At 70.8% G+C, this 17,900-nt stretch carries 17 protein-coding genes; 7 read left to right on the top strand and 10 right to left on the bottom strand.

All coding sequences use genetic code 11. The features are described 5' to 3' along the window. Entirely contained in the window at positions 1-1,155 is a 1,155-nt protein-coding gene (locus H4W81_RS41900) for an FAD-binding oxidoreductase (RefSeq protein ID WP_318782413.1), read from the top strand. A 17-nt stretch (positions 1,156-1,172) separates the two neighbouring features. Here H4W81_RS41900 and H4W81_RS41895 read toward each other — a convergent pair whose 3' ends face one another. Genes H4W81_RS41895 through H4W81_RS41885 form a run of 3 tightly spaced genes read right to left on the bottom strand, consistent with a single transcriptional unit; the run spans position 1,173 to position 3,593 of the window. After that, positions 1,173-2,381, bottom strand: a complete 1,209-nt coding sequence (locus H4W81_RS41895) for a hypothetical protein (RefSeq protein WP_192779865.1) — start codon at positions 2,379-2,381, stop codon at positions 1,173-1,175. 41 nt (positions 2,382-2,422) lie between these two features. Continuing rightward, a complete protein-coding gene (locus H4W81_RS41890) occupies positions 2,423-3,076 on the bottom strand; it encodes an ABC transporter ATP-binding protein (RefSeq protein ID WP_192779864.1) in 654 nt (217 codons plus the stop codon). After that, the gene (locus H4W81_RS41885) at positions 3,069-3,593 is read right to left on the bottom strand and encodes a PadR family transcriptional regulator (protein ID WP_192779863.1); all 525 of its coding nucleotides are present in this window, start codon (positions 3,591-3,593) and stop codon (positions 3,069-3,071) included. The genes H4W81_RS41890 and H4W81_RS41885 overlap by 8 nt, the downstream gene beginning before the upstream one ends. 290 nt (positions 3,594-3,883) lie before the next feature. Between H4W81_RS41885 and H4W81_RS41880 the strand changes: the two genes are divergently transcribed. Continuing rightward, the gene (locus H4W81_RS41880) at positions 3,884-4,270 is read left to right on the top strand and encodes a 3'-5' exonuclease (protein WP_225960777.1); all 387 of its coding nucleotides are present in this window, start codon (positions 3,884-3,886) and stop codon (positions 4,268-4,270) included. 1 nt (position 4,271) lies between these two features. Here H4W81_RS41880 and H4W81_RS41875 read toward each other — a convergent pair whose 3' ends face one another. The 3 genes from H4W81_RS41875 to H4W81_RS41865 are packed head-to-tail and all read right to left on the bottom strand — an operon-like array spanning position 4,272 to position 7,509. Beyond that, positions 4,272-5,048, bottom strand: coding sequence for an ABC transporter permease subunit (locus tag H4W81_RS41875; protein ID WP_192779862.1), 777 nt, complete (start codon positions 5,046-5,048; stop codon positions 4,272-4,274). Continuing rightward, positions 5,045-6,580: an ABC transporter permease subunit gene (locus H4W81_RS41870; RefSeq protein WP_192779861.1), complete on the bottom strand. Its 1,536-nt coding sequence runs from the start codon at positions 6,578-6,580 to the stop codon at positions 5,045-5,047. Before H4W81_RS41870 ends, H4W81_RS41875 begins: the two co-directional genes overlap by 4 nt. Further along, positions 6,577-7,509, bottom strand: coding sequence for an ATP-binding cassette domain-containing protein (locus H4W81_RS41865; RefSeq protein WP_192779860.1), 933 nt, complete (start codon positions 7,507-7,509; stop codon positions 6,577-6,579). The genes H4W81_RS41870 and H4W81_RS41865 overlap by 4 nt, the downstream gene beginning before the upstream one ends. Before the next feature lie 108 nt (positions 7,510-7,617). Here H4W81_RS41865 and H4W81_RS41860 point away from each other — a divergent pair, with 108 nt between their 5' ends. Further along, on the top strand, positions 7,618-8,808 hold the full coding sequence (locus H4W81_RS41860) for a HAMP domain-containing sensor histidine kinase (RefSeq protein WP_192779859.1): 1,191 nt from the start codon (positions 7,618-7,620) through the stop codon (positions 8,806-8,808). Then, on the top strand, positions 8,805-9,464 hold the full coding sequence (locus H4W81_RS41855; RefSeq protein WP_192779858.1) for a response regulator transcription factor: 660 nt from the start codon (positions 8,805-8,807) through the stop codon (positions 9,462-9,464). The genes H4W81_RS41860 and H4W81_RS41855 overlap by 4 nt, the downstream gene beginning before the upstream one ends. A gap of 189 nt (positions 9,465-9,653) precedes the next feature. On the opposite strand, the gene H4W81_RS49645 is transcribed toward H4W81_RS41855, so the two are convergent. Continuing rightward, a complete protein-coding gene (locus H4W81_RS49645) occupies positions 9,654-10,850 on the bottom strand; it encodes a cytochrome P450 (protein ID WP_192779857.1) in 1,197 nt (398 codons plus the stop codon). A gap of 645 nt (positions 10,851-11,495) precedes the next feature. Here H4W81_RS49645 and H4W81_RS48080 point away from each other — a divergent pair. Together H4W81_RS48080 and H4W81_RS41845 are read left to right on the top strand one after the other, a co-directional pair. Next, positions 11,496-11,765 (top strand): hypothetical protein, encoded by a 270-nt coding sequence (locus tag H4W81_RS48080; protein ID WP_225959046.1) that lies wholly within the window; start codon positions 11,496-11,498, stop codon positions 11,763-11,765. Then, positions 11,762-13,276: a hypothetical protein gene (locus tag H4W81_RS41845; RefSeq protein WP_192779856.1), complete on the top strand. Its 1,515-nt coding sequence runs from the start codon at positions 11,762-11,764 to the stop codon at positions 13,274-13,276. Before H4W81_RS48080 ends, H4W81_RS41845 begins: the two co-directional genes overlap by 4 nt. A 466-nt stretch (positions 13,277-13,742) precedes the next feature. Here H4W81_RS41845 and H4W81_RS41840 read toward each other — a convergent pair whose 3' ends face one another. Beyond that, entirely contained in the window at positions 13,743-14,078 is a 336-nt protein-coding gene (locus tag H4W81_RS41840; protein ID WP_192779855.1) for a putative quinol monooxygenase, read from the bottom strand. Between the two features lie 241 nt (positions 14,079-14,319). Here H4W81_RS41840 and H4W81_RS41835 point away from each other — a divergent pair, with 241 nt between their 5' ends. Next, complete coding sequence (locus H4W81_RS41835; RefSeq protein ID WP_192779854.1) at positions 14,320-14,814, top strand: anthrone oxygenase family protein; 495 nt, start codon at positions 14,320-14,322, stop codon at positions 14,812-14,814. A 53-nt stretch (positions 14,815-14,867) separates the two neighbouring features. Here the strand turns inward: H4W81_RS41835 and kstD are convergent, their stop codons facing one another. Further along, a complete protein-coding gene (gene kstD / locus H4W81_RS41830) occupies positions 14,868-16,649 on the bottom strand; it encodes a 3-oxosteroid 1-dehydrogenase (RefSeq protein ID WP_192779853.1) in 1,782 nt (593 codons plus the stop codon). A gap of 150 nt (positions 16,650-16,799) precedes the next feature. Continuing rightward, complete coding sequence (locus H4W81_RS41825) at positions 16,800-17,816, bottom strand: alpha/beta fold hydrolase (RefSeq protein ID WP_192779852.1); 1,017 nt, start codon at positions 17,814-17,816, stop codon at positions 16,800-16,802. Positions 17,817-17,900: the final 84 nt, after the last annotated feature.

Here is a 17,900-nt window from a genome sequence, read left to right as displayed (position 1 = left end):
GTGAAGCAGCCCGTGCGGGCCGTCGCCGAGGCGCACTCGGTCGACGACGTCGTCGACGTGGTCCGGCTGGCGGGCAAGGAGGGGCTGGCCGTGACGGCGCAGCCCAGTGGGCACGGCGCGAGCGGCGACGTCGCCGACACCATCCTGCTGCGCACCCACGGGCTCACCACGCTCGAGATCGACCCCGTCGCCAAGGTCGCGCGCGTCGGCGCTGGAGTCAGGTGGGGCCGGCTACAGGCCGCGGCCGCCGCGCACGGACTGACCGGGCTTCCGGGCAGCTCCCCCGTGGTCACCGTCACCGGCTACACGCTGGGCGGCGGCCTGTCCTGGTTCTCCCGCAAGCACGGCTTCGCCTCCTCCAGCGTGCGCTCCTTCGACATCGTCGACGCCGAGGGCAACCGCTCGGTGGTCACCCGCGACGACGAGCTCTTCTGGGCCCTGCGCGGCGGTGGCGGCGACTTCGCGCTGGTGACGGCGATGGAGCTCGACCTCCACCCGCTGCCCGACCTGTACGGCGGGCGCGTCCTGTGGCCCGCCACCCGCGCCCCCGAGGTGCTCGAAGCGTTCAAGGAGATCACCGCGACGGCCCCCGACGAGCTGACCGTCTGGTTCGACCTGCTGAGGTTCCCCGGCTCGCCGCCGTTCGTCGCCGTGGACTCCACCTACCTCGGCAAGGACGCGAGCGGGTTCCTCGCGCCGCTGGACCGGATAGGCGGCGCGCTGTCCGACACCAGGGCCCCGATGCCGCTCACCGCGCTCGGTGACATCACCGGCGAGCCCACCGACCCGGGGCCCGGCGCGTCCAAGGCCCAGCTGCTCGACGGGCTCGACGGGATCCTGGAGCGGGTCATGCCCATCGACCCGCTGATCAGCGTGCAGATCAGGCACCTGGGCGGCGCGCTGGCCAGGCCGTCCGACAGCGCCGCAGGCCAGGTGGCCGAGCCGTACCTGCTCTATATGTTCGGCCTGCCCGGCGCCGAGGACCGACAGCGGGAGATCGCCGACGGCGGGCGCAAGCCGTTCACCTTCCTGGCGCCCGGTGAGAGCGCGGCGGCGGCCTTCCCCGCGGCGACGCTGGAGCGGCTGCGGGACATCAAGCGCCGGCACGACCCGGCGAACGTGTTCCGCAGCAACTACCCCGTCCTGGCCGGGTGATCGCCCGGGGCGTCCGGTCAGCGGTGGAGCGCGCCGGGACGCAGCGCCCTGGCGAGGATCGGGCGGGCGAGCCTGGCCACCAGGCTCGCGCCGAGCACCCCGATCCCCGCCATGGCCCCGGCCAGCCCGAGGGTGAGGGGCAGGCCGGTCCAGGGAAAGACGTCCGCGACCGCCAGCACGACGACCAGCACGCCGGCCGCCGCCGCCACGGCGCACACCGGCGTCGCGGCGATCCGCGCCTGCCTGGTCAGCACCCGCCCGAGAGCGTCGTCGAGCGCTCCGGCGGCCGACAGCGCCGCGAACGAGCGCCGGTGGTCCAGCAGCTCCTCGGCCTGGTGGACCACCAGCGCGCCCGCCGAGGTGACCAGCGCGACCAGCAGGGCCAGGTAGACCAGCCCGTAGCCCGCCGCCTCGGAGGCGCTCATGCCCTCCAGGAGACCACGCGTCTGCTGCGCGGCCACGGCGGCGCCGAAGAACACCGTCAGACCGACCACCGACAGCGTGCGCGCCCACGCCCTCGGGTCGGCCTCGACCAGGCGGGCGGCGAGCAGCGCCTCGGCGGTGCCCGCCCTGCGGCCGGCGCGTCCGGCCGACGCCCTGATCAGCCAGGTCGCGGCGAGCGTCAGCCCGAACACCAGCAGCACCCCTCCCGCCGCGATCAGCACGGACGAGACCAGCCAATGGCCCAGGGCGATGCCGGCCGGGATCAGCCCGGCGCCCAGCAGGACGAGCGCCAGGTCGAGGGCGCGCGGCTGCCTCAGCCTGGCCCGCCGTGCCAGGCCGAGGGGGGAGGCGATCACGTGGCGCCCGGCGAGCAGGCCCGACAGCACCCCGCCGAGCACCACGACAGGCGGCGCGACCAGCGTCCACCACGGGCTGACGCCGAGCATCACGGCGAAGGCCAGCGCCGCCGCGCCGCCGGGCAGCGCCCCCACCGCGGAGTGCCTGCCGCTCTCGCGCGCGGCGATCAGCCGCACCTGGCCGGGTGTGGCGCCCGCCAGGCGCAGCGCCGCGAGCCGTCGCTCGCCCGTGGCCTGGGCCAGGCGGCTGACCTGGTGGACGAAGGCCGCGGCCGGCACGGCCAGCAGGGCCAGGGCCAGCGCGGCGATCAGCGGCCCGTCGGAGCGCGCGACCAGCACGCCCTCGACGCGGTACGGCGTGCCGAGATCCAGCAGCGCGACGGCCGCGCCGAGCAGCAGGGTGGCGAGCGCCGCCCCCGCGCTCATCAGGCGCCCCCTACCCGCCGGTCGCGCGTTCCCGCTGCCGCTCATCCGGCCACCTGCCCGTCACGAAGCGCGATCTCCCTGTCGGCGTAGGAGGCCACGCGGTTGTCGTGGGTCACGATCACGAGCGCCGCTTGGGCGGCTGCCGCCGTGCGGACCAGCTCCTTCATCACCTGCTCGCCCGCCAGCGAGTCGAGCGCCCCCGTCGGCTCGTCGGCGAACACCACCTTCGGGCCGGTCACCAGCGCCCGCGCCACGGCCACCCGCTGCAGCTGACCCCCCGACAGCTCCCCCGGCACCTGCTCCGCGCAGTCGGCGACGCCGAGCCGCTCCAGCGCCGCCATGGCGTTCCGCAGCGACTCCTGCCGGGCGTGCCCGCCGAACAGCAGCGGCAGGGCCACGTTCTCCACCGCGCTCAGCTCGGGCACCAGCTCGCCGTGCTGGAAGACGATCCCGAAGCTCTCCCTTCTCAGCCGGGTACGGTCCGCGTCACCGAGACTGTCGACCCGCCGTCCCGCGAACATCACCTCGCCGGCCTCCGGACGGATGATCCCCGCCAGGCAGTGCAGCAGCGTCGACTTGCCCGACCCGCTCGGCCCGGTGATCGCGACGATCTCCCCTTCGCCGATCGACAGCGAGACCCCCTCCAGGGCCGTCGTCCTGCCGAACGACTTGCGCAACGCGCGCGCTTCAAGCATCGATCTCCTCCTTCAGGTCGGCCAGCCTGGCGATGGCCGTCTCGATCCAGCGCAGGTCCGCGTCGAGGTGCTGCAGCGCGTAGTCGGCGGCCAGCACCTGCGCCGGCGTGCCGTCCGCCTTCTGGCCCGTCAGCTCCCTCATCCGGGCCAGGTGCGCCGCGCGCTGCCTGAGCAGGTAGCCGTCGGCGCCGCCGCCCGCCAGCGTCGCGACGACCACGCGCGCGAACAGCGGGCTGGACACGTACGGCGCGGGCGGCTCGAGCTGCTCCAGCCAGCTGGCCAGCTCCGCCCTGCCCTTGTCGGTGATCGCGTAGGCGGTCCGCTCGGGACCGCCCTCCTGTACGGTCTCGGCCACCTCGGCGAAGCCGTCGCGTTCGAGACGCTGGAGCGTGGCGTAGACCTGGCCGTAGGCGAGGGGACGAGAGCCGGGAAGGCGGTGATCGTGCTCCCTCTTGAGCTCATAGCCGTGTTTGGGGCGCTCGGTGAGGAGGCCCAGCAGGACATGCCCGGTTGACATGATCGCGACTATACACTCGATGTATTCATCGAGCGAATAGTTGAGAAATATCGGAAGCGGCGCGGGAGCTCCCTCCCCTACCCTCAGCGGCATGGAGGACCGCGAGCTGTTGAACGTCGTGGACGTCGAAGCAACCTGCTGGGACGGCCAGCCACCGCCGGGAGCGGTCAGCGAGATCATCGAAATCGGCCTGACAGTCGTCGACCTGCACGCGGGCGAGCGGGTCGCCCGCCACAGCATCCTCGTACGTACGGCCTGCCCGCTCCACCGTCAGCGCCTTCTGCACGGAACTGACCGGTCTGACGCAGGAGGAGGTGGACACGGGCGTCGGCTTCGCCGAGGCCTGCCGCCTGCTCGCGGCCGAGCACGGCGCGGGGACGCGGCCGTGGGCGAGCTGGGGCGACTACGACCGCCACCAGTTCACCCGCCAGTGTCAGGCGACCGGTGTCCCTTACCCCTTCGGCCGGCGGCACACGAACGTGAAGGCGGTGTTCACCGAGGCATACGAGCTGAGGAAGCGCCCGGGGATGGCGCGGGCCTTGGAGGTGGCGGGCCTTCCGTTGGAGGGACGGCATCACCGTGGAGAGGACGACGCGTGGAACATCGCCGCCCTCACCCTTCACCTGGTGTCTCTCGACCCACGGCACGCGCATCGGCTGACAGCCGCGTCGGCGTGAGTCAGGCGTCGCGCCGTCGCAGCAGCAGCCCGCCGCCCAGCAGTGCGACGGTGGCCCAGGCGGCGAGCACGCCGAGGCCCGCCCACGGGCCGAGGGGCAGACTGGAGAGATGGGTGGTCGCCTGGATGGCGAGCCCCGCGTTCATCGGCGAGATCCGCCACAGGAGTCGCTGCCAGTCCGGGTCGGCGACCATGAAGGGCAGGATCGAGAAGACGTAGAGCAGGCCGAACACGACCCCGAGGGCCGTGGCGGAGTCCCTGACGGCGGTGGCGACGCCGAGACCGAGCAGGGCGACCAGCGCAAGGTACAGAACCGAGCCGCAGGCCGCGCGCAGGGTCGGCCCGTCGGCCAGGGACAGCAGCGCCTGGCCGTGCGCGGGGACGAACCCGTTGCCCGGCAGGATGAGCCGCCCCGCCAGCACGCACCCGAGCACGGCGGCGGTCCCCGCCGCCAACGTCAGGCCGGTGAGGATGGCCGCCTTGGCCGCCAGGACCGTGGTACGGCGCGGCATCGCCGTCAGGGTGGTGCGGATCAGGCCGGTGCCGTACTCACCGCTGATCGTCAGGACGCCCATGATGGCGGCGACCGCCTGGCCCAGCTGGACCCCGATGAGGCTGAGCTTGGGCACGTCGTGGTCGCAGCCCGCCGGCGGGCAGGACACGGTCGCGGCCGCCGCGGCGCTCGCCGCCGTGGTCAGCACCACGAGGGCGAGCAGCAGCCACCCCGTCCCCGTCGTGGTGCGCAGTTTTGTCCACTCCGCGTGCAGTTCCCGTCTCACGCGTCCCTCCGGCGTAGCCGGACGACGGCCAGGCCGAGGGCGATCGCGGCGTAGGCGGCGAACACGGCCAGGCCTGCCCATGGCGGCAGCGGGTAGGAGCCGCCCGCCGGCGCGTGGTCGCCGGTCATGTGCGGGTACTCCGGGATGCTCTGCTGGATCGCGAACCCCGCGGCCGGGGTGAGCCGCAGCAGCCACTGCGCCGCGCCGAGAGGCAGCACGGACGAGGTCGCCAGGAGGTAGGGCAGCAGGATCAGCGCGATGGCGGTGGTGACCGCCGCGGCGCCGCGCCGGAACAGGGCGCCGAGGGCGAGGGCGAGGACGGCGCCGACCGCGAGCAGCGCCGCGAAGCCGACCACCACGCGCAGCTCGGTGAGCGAACTCACCGGCAGGATGACGTTGCCGTTGGCGCGCAGGATCCGGGAGGCCACCGGGACCACGACAGCGGCGGCCGCCAGCCCCGCCACGAAGGTCACCGCGGCGATCACGACGGCTTTGGCCGCCAGAACACGGCCGCGCCGGGGGCTCGCGAGCAGGGTGGTGCGGATCAGTCCCCGCCGGTACTCGGCGGTGATGAACAGCACCGCGACGACGATCACCACGATCAGCCCCGCCGCCGTGCCGGTGAGGGTGTTCTCGATGCGCTGCCCCTCCACGTGCGGCGCGATGTCGCCGACCCCTGTCACGGTGAACGTGCCGCCGGACTGCTTGAACCGGCCGGGATGGTGGATCGTCCCGTCAAGGTTCCTGGTGGCCCCCACATCGTCGTGACTCCAGGCGCCGCCGGCCTCGCCTCGCAGGCTGACGTGGTCGAAGTCCGCGGTGGCCTCGGCGAAGCGGCACTGCCCGACGCTCCCGCCGAAATCGCCCCGCGCCATCCGCAGGTCGCACGGAGAGGTGGCGAAGAGCCCGATCTCGACCCTGGTCCCCAACCCGGCCAGCCGCACCGTGCCGACCGTGGTCCACCGCGCGCCGTCGGCCGATTCGTAGCCGGTGAGGGTGTCGCCCGAGCGGGTCAGCCGCAGCCAGCGCGGGGCCTCCCTCGAGACGCCGCCCGGGCGTCCGGCCAGGTCGTGGACGTAGTTGTGCTGCATCCGCACCCCGTGCCGACCCGTGACCATCAGCGCCGCGTAGGGGGAGCCCTGCCGCATGCCGTCCTTGACGATGACCCCGGCCTTCGCCCACGGCACGACCCCGGCGGTGACCCGCCTGACCCCAGGGGTGAGGTCGGGCAGCCGGATCTCGCCGGTCATCGAGGTCACGCGGACGGTGATGCCGCCGTCTCCCTCCAGCGTCCGGTGCACGAAGTAGAACCTGTCGCTGACCGCCTGGCCCTCCGGCCCCCGCGGCGGTTCGGGGCAGTCGACCTCGACCGGGCCCTTGCTGCACGACGCGTGGCTGCCCGACGCCGAGAACAGCCCGAGCAGCACGATCACCAGCGACGCGACCACCGCGCCGATCACCCAGCTGCGGACCGTGCGGAACTTGGTCCACTCCGCGCGCACCAGGCGGGCGAAGCCGTCGCGCCTGGTCATCGCGCCGCCTCCTGGCCCGTGGTGGCGCGGTACTCGACCGCGTTCCTGGTGAGCTCCATGTAGGCCTCCTCCAGCGTCGCGCGATGGGCCGTCACCTCGGAGAACGGCACCGCGTACCGGCCGAGGAGCTGCACCACCGTCTCGGCCGCCAGCCCGGACACGGTGAGCGTGTCGCGATCGACGGCCGTCACCCTGGCCCCGGCTTGCTCCAGCACCCGCACCGCCTCCGGCTGGGCCGTGGTGCGCAGCGTCACCCGGTCGCCGGACACCGCGGACAGCAGCTCCGCCACGCTGGTGTCGGCGATGACCCTGCCGCGGCCGACCACCACCACGTGGGCGGCGGTGTCCTGCAGCTCGCTCATCAGATGGCTGGACACCAGCACGGCACGCCCCTGACCGGCCAGCTCGGCCAGGAATTCGCGCATCCACACGATGCCGTCGGGGTCCAGGCCGTTGAACGGCTCGTCCAGAATGATCACCGGTGGGTCGCCGAGCAGCGCGGCGGCGATCCCGAGCCGCTGCCGCATGCCCAGGGAGAAGCCGCCCGCCCTCCGCCGGGCCGCCGACCGCAGCCCGGCCAGCTCGATCACCTCGTCGACCCGCCCGGCCGTCAACCCCTGGGAGTGGGCCAGCCACAGCAGGTGGTTGCGAGCGGACCGGCTCGGTTGCAGCGCCCCGGCGTCCAGCAGCGCCCCGACGTGCCGCAGCGGGCTGCGCAGGCTACGGTACGGCTGCCCGCCGATCAGCGCGCTGCCCGAGTCGGCGGCGTCCAGCCCGAGGATCACCCGCATCGTGGTGGACTTTCCCGCGCCGTTGGGCCCGACGAAGCCGGTGACCTGCCCCGGCTCCACCCTGAACGACATCCCGTCCAGCGCGACGGTCGGCCCGAAACGTTTGCGCAGGCCGTTGACTTCGATGGTTGCTCGCATGCGGTCAGTTGTAGGGACAGGCCCCTAACGTGGGCCGAACGGCGGCCGTCATGTCGTTGTTAGGTCCCGCACGGCATCCTGGAGGCCGGCACGGAACGGGAGAAACCGATGAGACTGCGACGCCTGGCACTGCCGGCCCGCACCGTACGGCTGCGATTCACCGCCCTGTACGGTGTCCTGTTCCTGCTGTCCGGCGCGGCGCTGCTGGTCATCACCAACCTCGTGAGTCTGGGCTCGACGCGGATCAGTGAGGTCGCGCCCACGGGCGACCTTCTCGCCCAGAACTCGTCGCTCGCGGCCGCCCATGAGCGCATCTCCCTTCTCGAGGGGCAGTTGGCCGGTGCGCGGGAGACCCAGTCACACCAGCTCCTGGTCGGCTCGGCGGTGGCGCTCGCCGTCATGGCGCTGGTGTCGATCGTGCTGGGCCGGATCATCGCGGGCCGGGTGCTGCGCCCGTTGCGGACGATCACGGCGGCCACGCGCCGGATCTCCGCCGACAACCTGCACGAAAGGCTGGCCGTACCCGGCCCCGCAGACGAGGTGAAGGACCTCGCCGACACCATCGACGAGCTGCTCGAACGTCTGGAGAGCTCCTTCGCCGCGCAGCGCAGGTTCGTCGCCAACGCCTCACACGAGCTGCGCACACCGCTGGCGACCATGCGGGCGTCCCTGGACGTCGCCGTGGCCAAGCCCGAGCCCGTACCCCCGCAGACGGTCGCGCTCGCCGACCGGCTCCGCACCGAGCTCGACCAGGTCGACCGGTTGTTGGAAGGGTTTCTCGTGCTCGCCCGCACCCAGCACGGCGCCCTTTCCGACCGCGCGAGGATCTCGCTCGGCCACACGGTGTCCGCCGCTCTGGAGGCCCGGGCCGCCGACATCGTGGCCAAGGGCCTGACCGTCCACTCCGACGACCTCAGCGACAGCGCGTGGACCAGGGGCAGCCGGACGCTCCTGTCCCGCATGGCCGACAACGTGATCGACAACGCGATCACGCACAACCACGAGGGCGGCTGGATCAGGGTCGCCGCCACCCTCGACGGCGAGAGCGCGCTTCTCGTCGTGGAGACCGGCGGGCGCGTCCTCGATCAGGAGCAGGTCGCCCGGCTGGCCCAGCCGTTCCAGCGGCTCGGCGCGGACCGCACCGGCTCCGGCGACGGCTCCGGACTCGGCCTGTCCATCGTCGCGGCCATCGCCTCCGCACACGGCGGCGGCCTCGACCTCCAGGCCAGGCCCGAAGGCGGGCTCCGGGTCGCCATCACGCTGCCGCCGGTCGCCGCGCGGGCAGGAGTGCCGGCGTGAGGGTGCTGGTGGTCGAGGACGCCCGCGCGCTCGCCGAGGTGCTGGCCGAGGGCCTGCGCGACCAGGGCATGGCCGTGGACCTGGCGCACGACGGCCTGGAAGCCGCGGCCAAGCTCGACGTCAACGCCTACGACGTGGTCGTCCTCGACCGCGATCTGCCCGGGATCCACGGCGACACCCTCTGCCAGATGATCACCGAGCGCGACGACCGCGTGATGGTCCTGATGCTGACCGCGGCGGGCTCCCCCGGCGACCGCGTCAGCGGCCTGTCCCTGGGGGCCGACGACTACCTCGCCAAGCCCTTCCACTTCCCCGAACTGGTCCTCCGCATCCGCTCCCTGGCCCGCCGCCAGCCCTCCGTCCGCGCCCGCACCCTGCGCGCCGCGGGCATCGAACTCGACCCCCTGCGCCGTACGGTCACCCGCGACGGCCGCCGGCTGGACCTGTCGGTCAAGGAGTTCGCCCTCCTGGAAGCGCTCCTGCGGGCCACCCCGGCCTTCCTCAGCACCGAGGACCTCCTCGAACAGGTCTGGGACGAACACGCGGATCCGCTCACCAACACGGTCACCGTCACGATCGGCCGCCTCCGCCGCAAACTCGGCGACCCGCCGATCATCGCCACCACGCCGGGCGTCGGCTACCGCATCACCGAGTAGCCATCGAAACCCGGAGGTCTCCATCACCGCCCATACGGGTCCCATGCACCGGCCCCCAGCGCCTCGGCGACGCCATCCGTTCGCGGCCATCTTCGTGATCATCAACAGGTCGCCTGATACCGACGGCCGAAGGCAGACACCGATGTCAGTGACCGTCCGGTGGGCGTCGAACGGCATCCGTCCGCCGCCTCACCAGGCGAGGTGGAGTGCCTCGGGAGAGCGGTGGATGAGCGTGGGGGCCATGGTGACGTCGGTGCGGGCCAGGCACAGGCCGGGAAGTTCGCGGATCAGGATTTCCAGGGTGATCCGCACCTGCTCCTTGGCCAGTTGCGAGCCGGGGCAGCCGTGGGGTCCGTGCCCGAACGACACGTGGCGGAGGGCCGGTCGGGAGATGTCGAACTCGTCCGGACGCTCGTGGGCGTCCGCGTCACGGCCGGCCGAGGCGAAGGAGACGAAGACCACGTCGTCCTCGTGCAGTTCGGTACCGCTCAGCGAAACGCCCGTGGTGACCGTACGGCGAAAGCCCTGGATGGGCGCCTCGAACCGGGCCGCCTCCTCGATGGCCGCGGGGATGAGCTGCGGCTGCTCGCAGAGCAGCTCCCACTGGCGGCGGTCGCGCAGCAGGTTCAGCACCACCGTGCCGAGCAGCGCGGTCGCGGTCAGGTGGCCGGCCAGCAGGAAGTTCTGGAGGTTGGAGACGATCTCCTTGCGCTGGTCGAGCGTGAGCTCCTCGGATCCGGGCGCCAGATCCCTGACCATCTCCGTGATCAGGTCGTCCCGCGGGTCCTTCCGGCGCGCGCGAGCGTAGCCGTCGAGCAGGTGCTGCAGGGCCACGATGTCCTTGGCCGCCGCGACCTGCTCGGCCTCCGTCAGCTCGGTGAACAGCAGGTCCTCCGCCCGCTGCGCGCCGTGGATCGCGCGGGGAGTGTCGGTGGGATCAAGGCCGATCAGGTGACCGATCACGTCAGCGGGCAACGGCTTGGCGTAGGCCGCCATCCACTCGACCTGGCCGTCGCCGAGGAAGGAGCCGATGAGCGCTTCGGCCCGTGCGGTGACGAACGGGAGCGCGGCGACGACCCTCGCCGGGGACAGCCCGCGGGTGAGGGGCCGGCGCAGGCGCCGGTGCGCGTCACCATCGGCGGTGAGCACCGCCTGCACTCCCCCGAACCCCTTGACCAGCTCAGAGAGCGCGGCCCTGCCGGGCAGGTAGTCGGGCCTGAGCGCACGCGCCGAGGAGAACTGCTCGGGCTTCCTGAGCACCTCGCGTACGTCTTCGTGCCTGCTGACCAGCCAGGCGTCCAGCTCGGGCAGAAAGGTGAGACCACGCGTCCTGCGGGCCTCGGCGTAGACGGGGTACGGGTCACGGTAGAAAGCCTGTGGGTTCACGTGCCTATGGTTGCGGCTGAGACACAGCGGGACAAGATCTGAAATGACCGATCACATCGGGTGATTGCGCCACGTTCGGACTGGCCCGTGGGCGGGGTCGGCGGGCACGGGCCGCGGAGGACCGTTCCTCCTACAGTCTCACCGTGGTCCCCCGCGCCGCCGAGGTGACGACGTCGGGATGAGCACCTCGGCTGGAGCGCCCTGGCCGGGAGGCACCGTGACCTCGGCCGGCGTCCGGGCCTATCGCTGGGTGGACGAGCAGGTCTTCCCTGCTGCACCACTCGCGCATCGGCCGGGAGATCCGCGCCGACATCCACGAAGCCTTCCTCACCCTCGGCTGCGCACTCATCTGCCGGCGCCGACTCAACTCATTGCGTCAGCAGCTCTTAGGACTTACTCGTCGGGGGACGCGCGCCTTACGCCTCGATATTTCGACTTACGTCCCAAAGAGTATGACAAATAGCCCCTTCGCCCCTTTTGGAATGACCCATCGCCACAGATTACCAAATAGACGTTTTCCCTTTTGCGTGATGCCCGCCCCGCTCAGCCTCGCCATGCCGCAGCACCCTTAAAGGACGCGAGGAGGGATGGGAAAAGAGCCGATCAAGCGCCTCTCATGAATCACTCGCAGCCGAGAGTGGGCGCTTGATGCGCCGTCCCACCTGGTCAGCCGAAAGAGAACGCGATGGCACCCGGCCTGGAGAAGGCGCGGATACATGGGTGGAAAATCCAACTAGTCAAGCAAGACGCAGGTTGCACAAAGAAGCGGGTAATGTCCGTTTATCCGATGATGGACGGGATATCTACGTTGCGCGCAAGATAATCCTTCAGGGTTACAAAGGGCGTTTTCCAGCTATTTGGCAAATAGCCATGCTGGTGCAAATCGAGTCTTTTCACGGGGGAATCGAGCAATGAGCAAACTCAAGGGTGTCGTCACAACGGCCGCCGTCTGCTGCGTTCTGAGCGCCGGCACTGGGGGCCTTGGCGCCGCGACGGCAGCCACCGCCGCCAGCGCGAGCACCGCCTCCAGCACCAGCTGGAGCGGCTGCGGTCACGGCGGCTGCGGTCACGGCTGGGGCAGGCACCTGTTCCACCGGTTCAACAGGCAGCTACAGAAGCAGCGTCAGTTCCAGAAGCAGCTGCAGAAGCAGATGCAAAGCCAGTCGCAGAACCTGCACCAGAACGTCAACGTCCATCTGAACACCTCTTCCGACTCGCGCAGCAGCGCCGACGCCAAGCAGCGCGCCGAGGCGGAAGCCAAGCAGCGTGCCGAGGCGGACGCCAGGCAGCGCGCTGACGCCGACGCGCGCAACGACGCAGAGGCGCGCAACCGGGCCGACGCCGACGCTGACGCCGACGCCAAGGCGCGCAACGACGCAGAGGCGCGCAACCGCGCTGACGTCGACGTCGACGCCGACGCCGACGCCGACGCCAAGCAGCGTGCCGACGCCGACGCGCGCAACCTCGCCGACGCCGAGGCTGAGGCCGAGGCCAAGCAGCGTGCCGACGTCGACGCCGACGCCGACGCCGACGCCAAGCAGCGTGCCGACGCCGACGCGTACGACTGGGTAGACCTCCACAACAAGAAGCCGGTCAAGCACGACTGGCTCGACTCCGACGGCAAGCACCACGACCACTGGACCGACCCCCACAACAAGAAGCCGGTCAAGCACGACTGGTTCGACACCCTCACCGGGCACCACGACCACTGGGCCGACACCGACGGCAAGCACCACGACCACTGGACCGACCCCCACAACAAGAAGCCGGTCAAGCACGACTGGCTCGACTCCGACGGCAAGCACCACGACCACTGGACCGACCCCCACAACAAGAAGCCGGTCAAGCACGACTGGCTCGACTCCGACGGCAAGCACCACGACCACTGGACCGACCCCCACAACAAGAAGCCGGTCAAGCACGACTGGTTCGACTCCGACGGCAAGCACCACGACCACTGGACCGACCCCCACAACAAGAAGCCGGTCAAGCACGACTGGTTCGACTCCGACGGCAAGCACCACGACCACTGGACCGACCCCCACAACAAGAAGCCGGTCAAGCACGACTGGTTCGACACCCTCACCGGGCACCACGACCACTGGGCCGACACCGACGGCAAGCACCACGACCACTGGACCGACCCCCACAACAAGAAGCCGGTCAAGCACGACTGGCTCGACTCCGACGGCAAGCACCACGACCACTGGACCGACCCCCACAACAAGAAGCCGGTCAAGCACGACTGGCTCGACTCCGACGGCAAGCACCACGACCACTGGGCCGACCCCCACAACAAGAAGCCGGTCAAGCACGACTGGTTCGACACCCTCACCGGGCACCACGACCACTGGGCCGACACCGACGGCAAGCACCACGACCGCAACTGGGCCGACACCGACGGCATGCACTACGACCACAGCTAGGCGAACACCGACGGCAGGAAGCCGGTCAGGTACGAGGCCAGGAACAAGTTTGAGCAGGAGCTGCGCAACAAGCAGCTCGAGGTGGAGCTAGGACGGAAGCTCGACACCACGCTCGCAAACGTTCTGATCCAAGACCGGAAACCAGGTAGCCGCCTGCTGTGCGGCGGCGGAGGGCTGATCTCCCGATCATCCAGCTTGCCCTTGATGATCCGTCCCGCCCGCCGCGGCTGGAAGAGCCCCAGCAGGCGGCGGCCGTCGCCGGCGGAATCCGGGGAGCAGCCGGCGGGACCGTCGCGATGAAACCTGAGGGGCCGAGCGGACACGCGTCCGCCCGGCCCCTTTCGACATCTGGAACGGCTGGATCACCCAGATCGCCGCGATCATCGGTGCCGTGCGTTTCACGGCCTGGCATCCCGGCGTCGTGCGGGCGCGTGCCCGCGGTCATCGGCGGGGACGGCTCGCTGAGCTACGCGCGACCCTCGGGAACCGCGAGCTCGCCGAGGAGCGACCAGTCCTGCTGCGGCACCTCCGCGTTCACGATCCGCGGCGTCTCCACCAGGTATCCGGGAAGCGTCCGCTGCGCCTCCCTGAAGTGCTCGGACTGGACGTGGGCGGCGCCTGCCTCGCCATCGCGGAACGCCTCGACCAGGACGTACTCGTCGGGCCTCTCGACGCTGCGCGACCAGTCGAACCACAGGCACCCTGGCTCGCCGCGGGTGGCCCTGGTGAACTCGTCCGTGATCTCGGGCCACGTGTCGGCGTGCTCCGGCCGTACGTGGAACTTCGCGGTGATGAAGATCATTTTTGCTCGCTCCTTCAAGCTCGGAACCTGCCCCACGACACCCAGCGTGACGAGGCTAGCGCCCGCCCTACCGTGATCGTCAGCGGCTCGCTCGGCGAGCGGCCCCTGGACGCTTGACGGCAGCTCCCGATGGGCGAGACGAGCAACGCTGGAGCGTGGCCGAAGCGGAGGCAGGCGACCCGGTTCGTCCGCTACGGTCATCCCGGGCGTATCCGCCCACACCTCACGTTGGGAGCGCACGATGGACGTACTCCGGACGCTGGCACTGATCGCCGCGACGCTTTCGATGGGAATGGTCTCCAGCGTGTTCGCCCTCTACGCGCACACCGTCATGCCAGGACTCAAGCGGACCGACGATCGCACCTTCGTCGGGGCGTTCCAGGCGCTCGACCGGGCGATCATCAATCCGTGGTTCATCGGCGGCGGCTTCCTCGGCGCCCTGCTGTTCACCATCGCCGCCGCGGCGACGCAGCTCGGCAGGCCCGCCTTCCTGTGGATCCTCGTCGCCCTCGTGCTGTACGCCGTCACCTTCGTCATCACGATCGCCATCAACGTGCCGCGCAACGACGCGATCAAGGCGGCGGGGGATCCTGACCGGATCGACGTGGCCGCCGTCCGTCAGCGGTTCGACGAGGCCAGGTGGGCCAGGTTCAACCTGGTCCGCGTGTTCACCAGCGTCCCCGCCTTCGCGCTGTTGGTCTGGGCGCTCGTCCTGCACGGCCAGTCGTCGGTCTGACGGCCGCCCTCGGGTGGACGGCCGCGGCGTCCTCGACCGTCCACCCGGGTGTGTCACGGCGCGCCGGCGAGGTCGTCGGCGGCGATGTAGCCGAAGGTCATCGCGGGACCGAGCGTCGAGCCCGCTCCCGCGTAGCTGTGGCCCATCACCGCCCCGCTCGCGTTGCCCGCGGCGTACAGGCCGGGAATGACGGACCCATCCGCGCGCAGCACGCGCGCCCGCGCGTCCGTGCGCAGCCCGCCCTTGGTGCCCAGGTCCCCTGGGACGATCTTGAGGGCGTAGTACGGCGGCAGCAACAGCGGCGCCAGGCAGGAGTTCGGGCGGACGGCGGGGTCGGTGTAGTAGTGGTCGTAGGCGCTGTCGCCGCGGTGGAAGTCCAGGTCCTTGCCCGTCAGCGCGAAGCCGTTGAACCTGGTGACCGTCTGGCGCAGCGCCGCGGAGGGGACGCCGATCTTCGCCGCCAGATCGCCGATCGTCCACGCCTTGTGGACGGCTCCCGCGGCGTACCAGGAGTCGGGGAACGGCAGCGTCGGCGCGATGTCCTTGAACAGGTACCTGTTGCGGTAGTTCTGGTCCACGATCAGCCAGCAGGGGATGTGCGGCCCGCTGGCGTTGCGGTCGTACATGACGTGCACGACGTCGCTGTACGGCGCGCCCTCGTTGACGAACCGCACGCCGTCCCCGTTGACCAGGATGCCGCCCGGCAGCGTGCGCTCGGCCAGGCAGAAGTACGGCTCGCCGGGCAGCGGGATCGCCGGGCCCCACCAGGCGTCGTCCATCAGGTCGAGGGCGGCTCCGGCGCGGCGGCCCGCTCTGATGCCGTCTCCGGTGTTCTCCTGGGCGCCGACCGTCCAGTCCGTCCCGATGGGCTGCCGCTGGAACTCCGTGCGCATGGCCACGTCGTGCTCGAAGCCGCCCGAGCCGACGATGACGCCGCGCGCGGCCCTGACCAGCACCTGCCCGCCGTTCTGCGACACGACCACGCCCGTGGCCCTGCCGCTCTCGTCGAACCGCAGGTCCAGCAGCGGGGTGTTCAGCCGCACCGGCACCCCGGCGGCCAGCAGACCCGCGCGCAGCCCGCCGGCCAGCGCCTGGCCCATCGTCAGGGGGATCTCCCCGCGCAGGGCAGCGGCCGTGTACCTGGCCACGCACTCGGCGGAGACGGCCGCACCCTTGAGGTTGACGGCGGCGAGGGTGAGCCACTTGTAGTCGGCGCTGAACACGACGAGCCCTGCGGGCGTGGGGATGTAGGCGGGGTTGAGACGGGCCAGCTCAGTGCCGAGGACCCTGCCGTCGAGCTGGTCGGGCTCGATGGAGCGGCCGTTCGGCATCCCGCCCCGCAGCTCCGGATAGTAGTCGGAGTAGCCCTCCATCCAGCGGAAGCGCAGGGGGCTGTTCCGCATCACGAACGAGATCATCGCGGGGCCGTGGCCCAGGAACGCGGCCTGCCGGTCGGCGGGCACCCCGCCGCCCACGACGGCCGCGAGGTAGGCGGCCGCCTTCGCGGGCGTGTCGGGGACGCCCGCGGCCAGGATGACCTCGTTGTTCGGGATCCAGATGCCCGCTCCCGAGCGGGCCGCCGAGCCGCCGAACGTGGGCGCCTTCTCGATCACCACGGTCCGCAGCCCGCGCTTGGCCGCCCGCAGCGCCGCCGTCATGCCCGCCGCGCCGGAGCCCACCACGACGACGTCGTAGTCCTCGACGGCCGCGTAGGCGGTGCCGCCGAGTCCACCCAGGACGCCGGTGGTGAGGACGGCTCCGGCCGCCCCGCGTAACACCTGCCGTCTGGTGTGCCTTGGCAGGGGCGTCGGCTGGGGGTTCTGGTCCGCGGGCATGGCGCATCCCTTCGACGTGAGGCTGACCTGTGACCGGCACTTCGCCTGGCGGCGAACGAAGCATGCGCTTGGTTGGTAAGCCTGTCAACGGGAGCGAAGGCGAATACGGGTTAGGTCCTCGTACACCCTGATCGTCTGAGCGGCGCCTGACTAAACCTCCCTCGCAAGCGACTCCTTGAGCGCGTTGTCGATGAACTTCGTGTCCACCGGGTTGAGTCCGCCTCCGGCGAAGTGCCCCCACGAGCCGGGAATGATCCGCAGTTCCGCGTTGGGCATGTGGGCGACCTCCCACTCGTTGTCCTCGGGCGGGAAGTAGAGATCCTGCTGGGCCGGCATGACGATAGCCGGCGCGCGGATCGCGGCCAGTGCCTCCTCCACGCCGCCGAAACCCGGGGTCTTGCCGATGTCGGCGTTCTGCCAGGTCCACAGCATGGCAAGGAGGTTGTTCGCGTCGCGCTTGATGAACAGCCCCTCCCAGAAGCCGACGAGGAAGTCCTCCAGGGAGCCGTAGCGGAGCGGCTCGCGCTCGTAGGTCTTCTCCCGGTAGAACTGCTGGGAGAAGCCCCAGCCCGCGTAGACGCGGGCCATCGCCCGCAGTCCGACCCCCGGCTGCTCGCGGTACCAGCCGTTGTTCCACCCTGCGTCGGCGGTGAGCGCGGCCTTGACGCCCTCAAGGAAGACGATGTTGTGAATGCTGGTCTTCGCCGCGCCGCAGAAGGGGAGTATCCGCCGGACCATCTCGGGGTAACTGACCGCCCACTGATAGCTCTGCCCGGCCCCCATCGACCAGCCCGTGACGAGTTCCAGGCGCTCAATGCCGAACCGCTCGGTGATGAGACGGTGCTGGACCCGGACGTTGTCGTACATCGTCACGTTGGGGAACCGTGCCCCGTCGTGCGGCGGCGGAGTGTTGCTCGGCGACGACGAGAGCCCGTTGCCAAGCATGTTGGGGATGACGATGAAGTATCTCGACGGATCGAGCGCCATGCCCTCGCCGATGAGCCATTCGTTGTCATAGTGCTGGCCCGAGTACCACGTCGGATAGACGATCGCGTTGCTCTTGTCAGCGTTGAGCTCGCCGTAGGACTTGTAAGCCAGCTTGGCATCGCGCAGTGTGGCGCCGCTTTGCAGCTGCATGTCGCCCTGTTCGAAGATGTCGTAATCCATCGAGGTCTCCTTGCCGATCGCCGATCTCGACACCCCATTCCTCCGGCCGCAGTTTCACAGTAATCCTGTCCGACGGACGAACGA

It is taken from the genome of Nonomuraea africana (assembly GCF_014873535.1).
GTDB classification, from domain to species: domain Bacteria; phylum Actinomycetota; class Actinomycetes; order Streptosporangiales; family Streptosporangiaceae; genus Nonomuraea; species Nonomuraea africana.
Note: the sequence above shows the minus strand (reverse complement) of the source record. Positions and strands in the feature narration are given on the sequence as shown.

Coding starts and splice junctions, on each gene's coding strand:
- H4W81_RS41895 (WP_192779865.1), bottom strand. CDS start 2,381: ATGAGCGCGGGGGCGGCGCTCGCCACCCTGCTGCTCGGCGCGGCCGTC.
- H4W81_RS41890 (WP_192779864.1), bottom strand. CDS start 3,076: ATGCTTGAAGCGCGCGCGTTGCGCAAGTCGTTCGGCAGGACGACGGCC.
- H4W81_RS41885 (WP_192779863.1), bottom strand. CDS start 3,593: ATGTCAACCGGGCATGTCCTGCTGGGCCTCCTCACCGAGCGCCCCAAA.
- H4W81_RS41870 (WP_192779861.1), bottom strand. CDS start 6,580: ATGACCAGGCGCGACGGCTTCGCCCGCCTGGTGCGCGCGGAGTGGACC.
- H4W81_RS41865 (WP_192779860.1), bottom strand. CDS start 7,509: ATGCGAGCAACCATCGAAGTCAACGGCCTGCGCAAACGTTTCGGGCCG.
- H4W81_RS41860 (WP_192779859.1), top strand. CDS start 7,618: ATGAGACTGCGACGCCTGGCACTGCCGGCCCGCACCGTACGGCTGCGA.
- H4W81_RS41845 (WP_192779856.1), top strand. CDS start 11,762: ATGAGCAAACTCAAGGGTGTCGTCACAACGGCCGCCGTCTGCTGCGTT.
- H4W81_RS41840 (WP_192779855.1), bottom strand. CDS start 14,078: ATGATCTTCATCACCGCGAAGTTCCACGTACGGCCGGAGCACGCCGAC.
- H4W81_RS41835 (WP_192779854.1), top strand. CDS start 14,320: ATGGACGTACTCCGGACGCTGGCACTGATCGCCGCGACGCTTTCGATG.
- kstD (WP_192779853.1), bottom strand. CDS start 16,649: ATGCCCGCGGACCAGAACCCCCAGCCGACGCCCCTGCCAAGGCACACC.
- H4W81_RS41825 (WP_192779852.1), bottom strand. CDS start 17,816: ATGGATTACGACATCTTCGAACAGGGCGACATGCAGCTGCAAAGCGGC.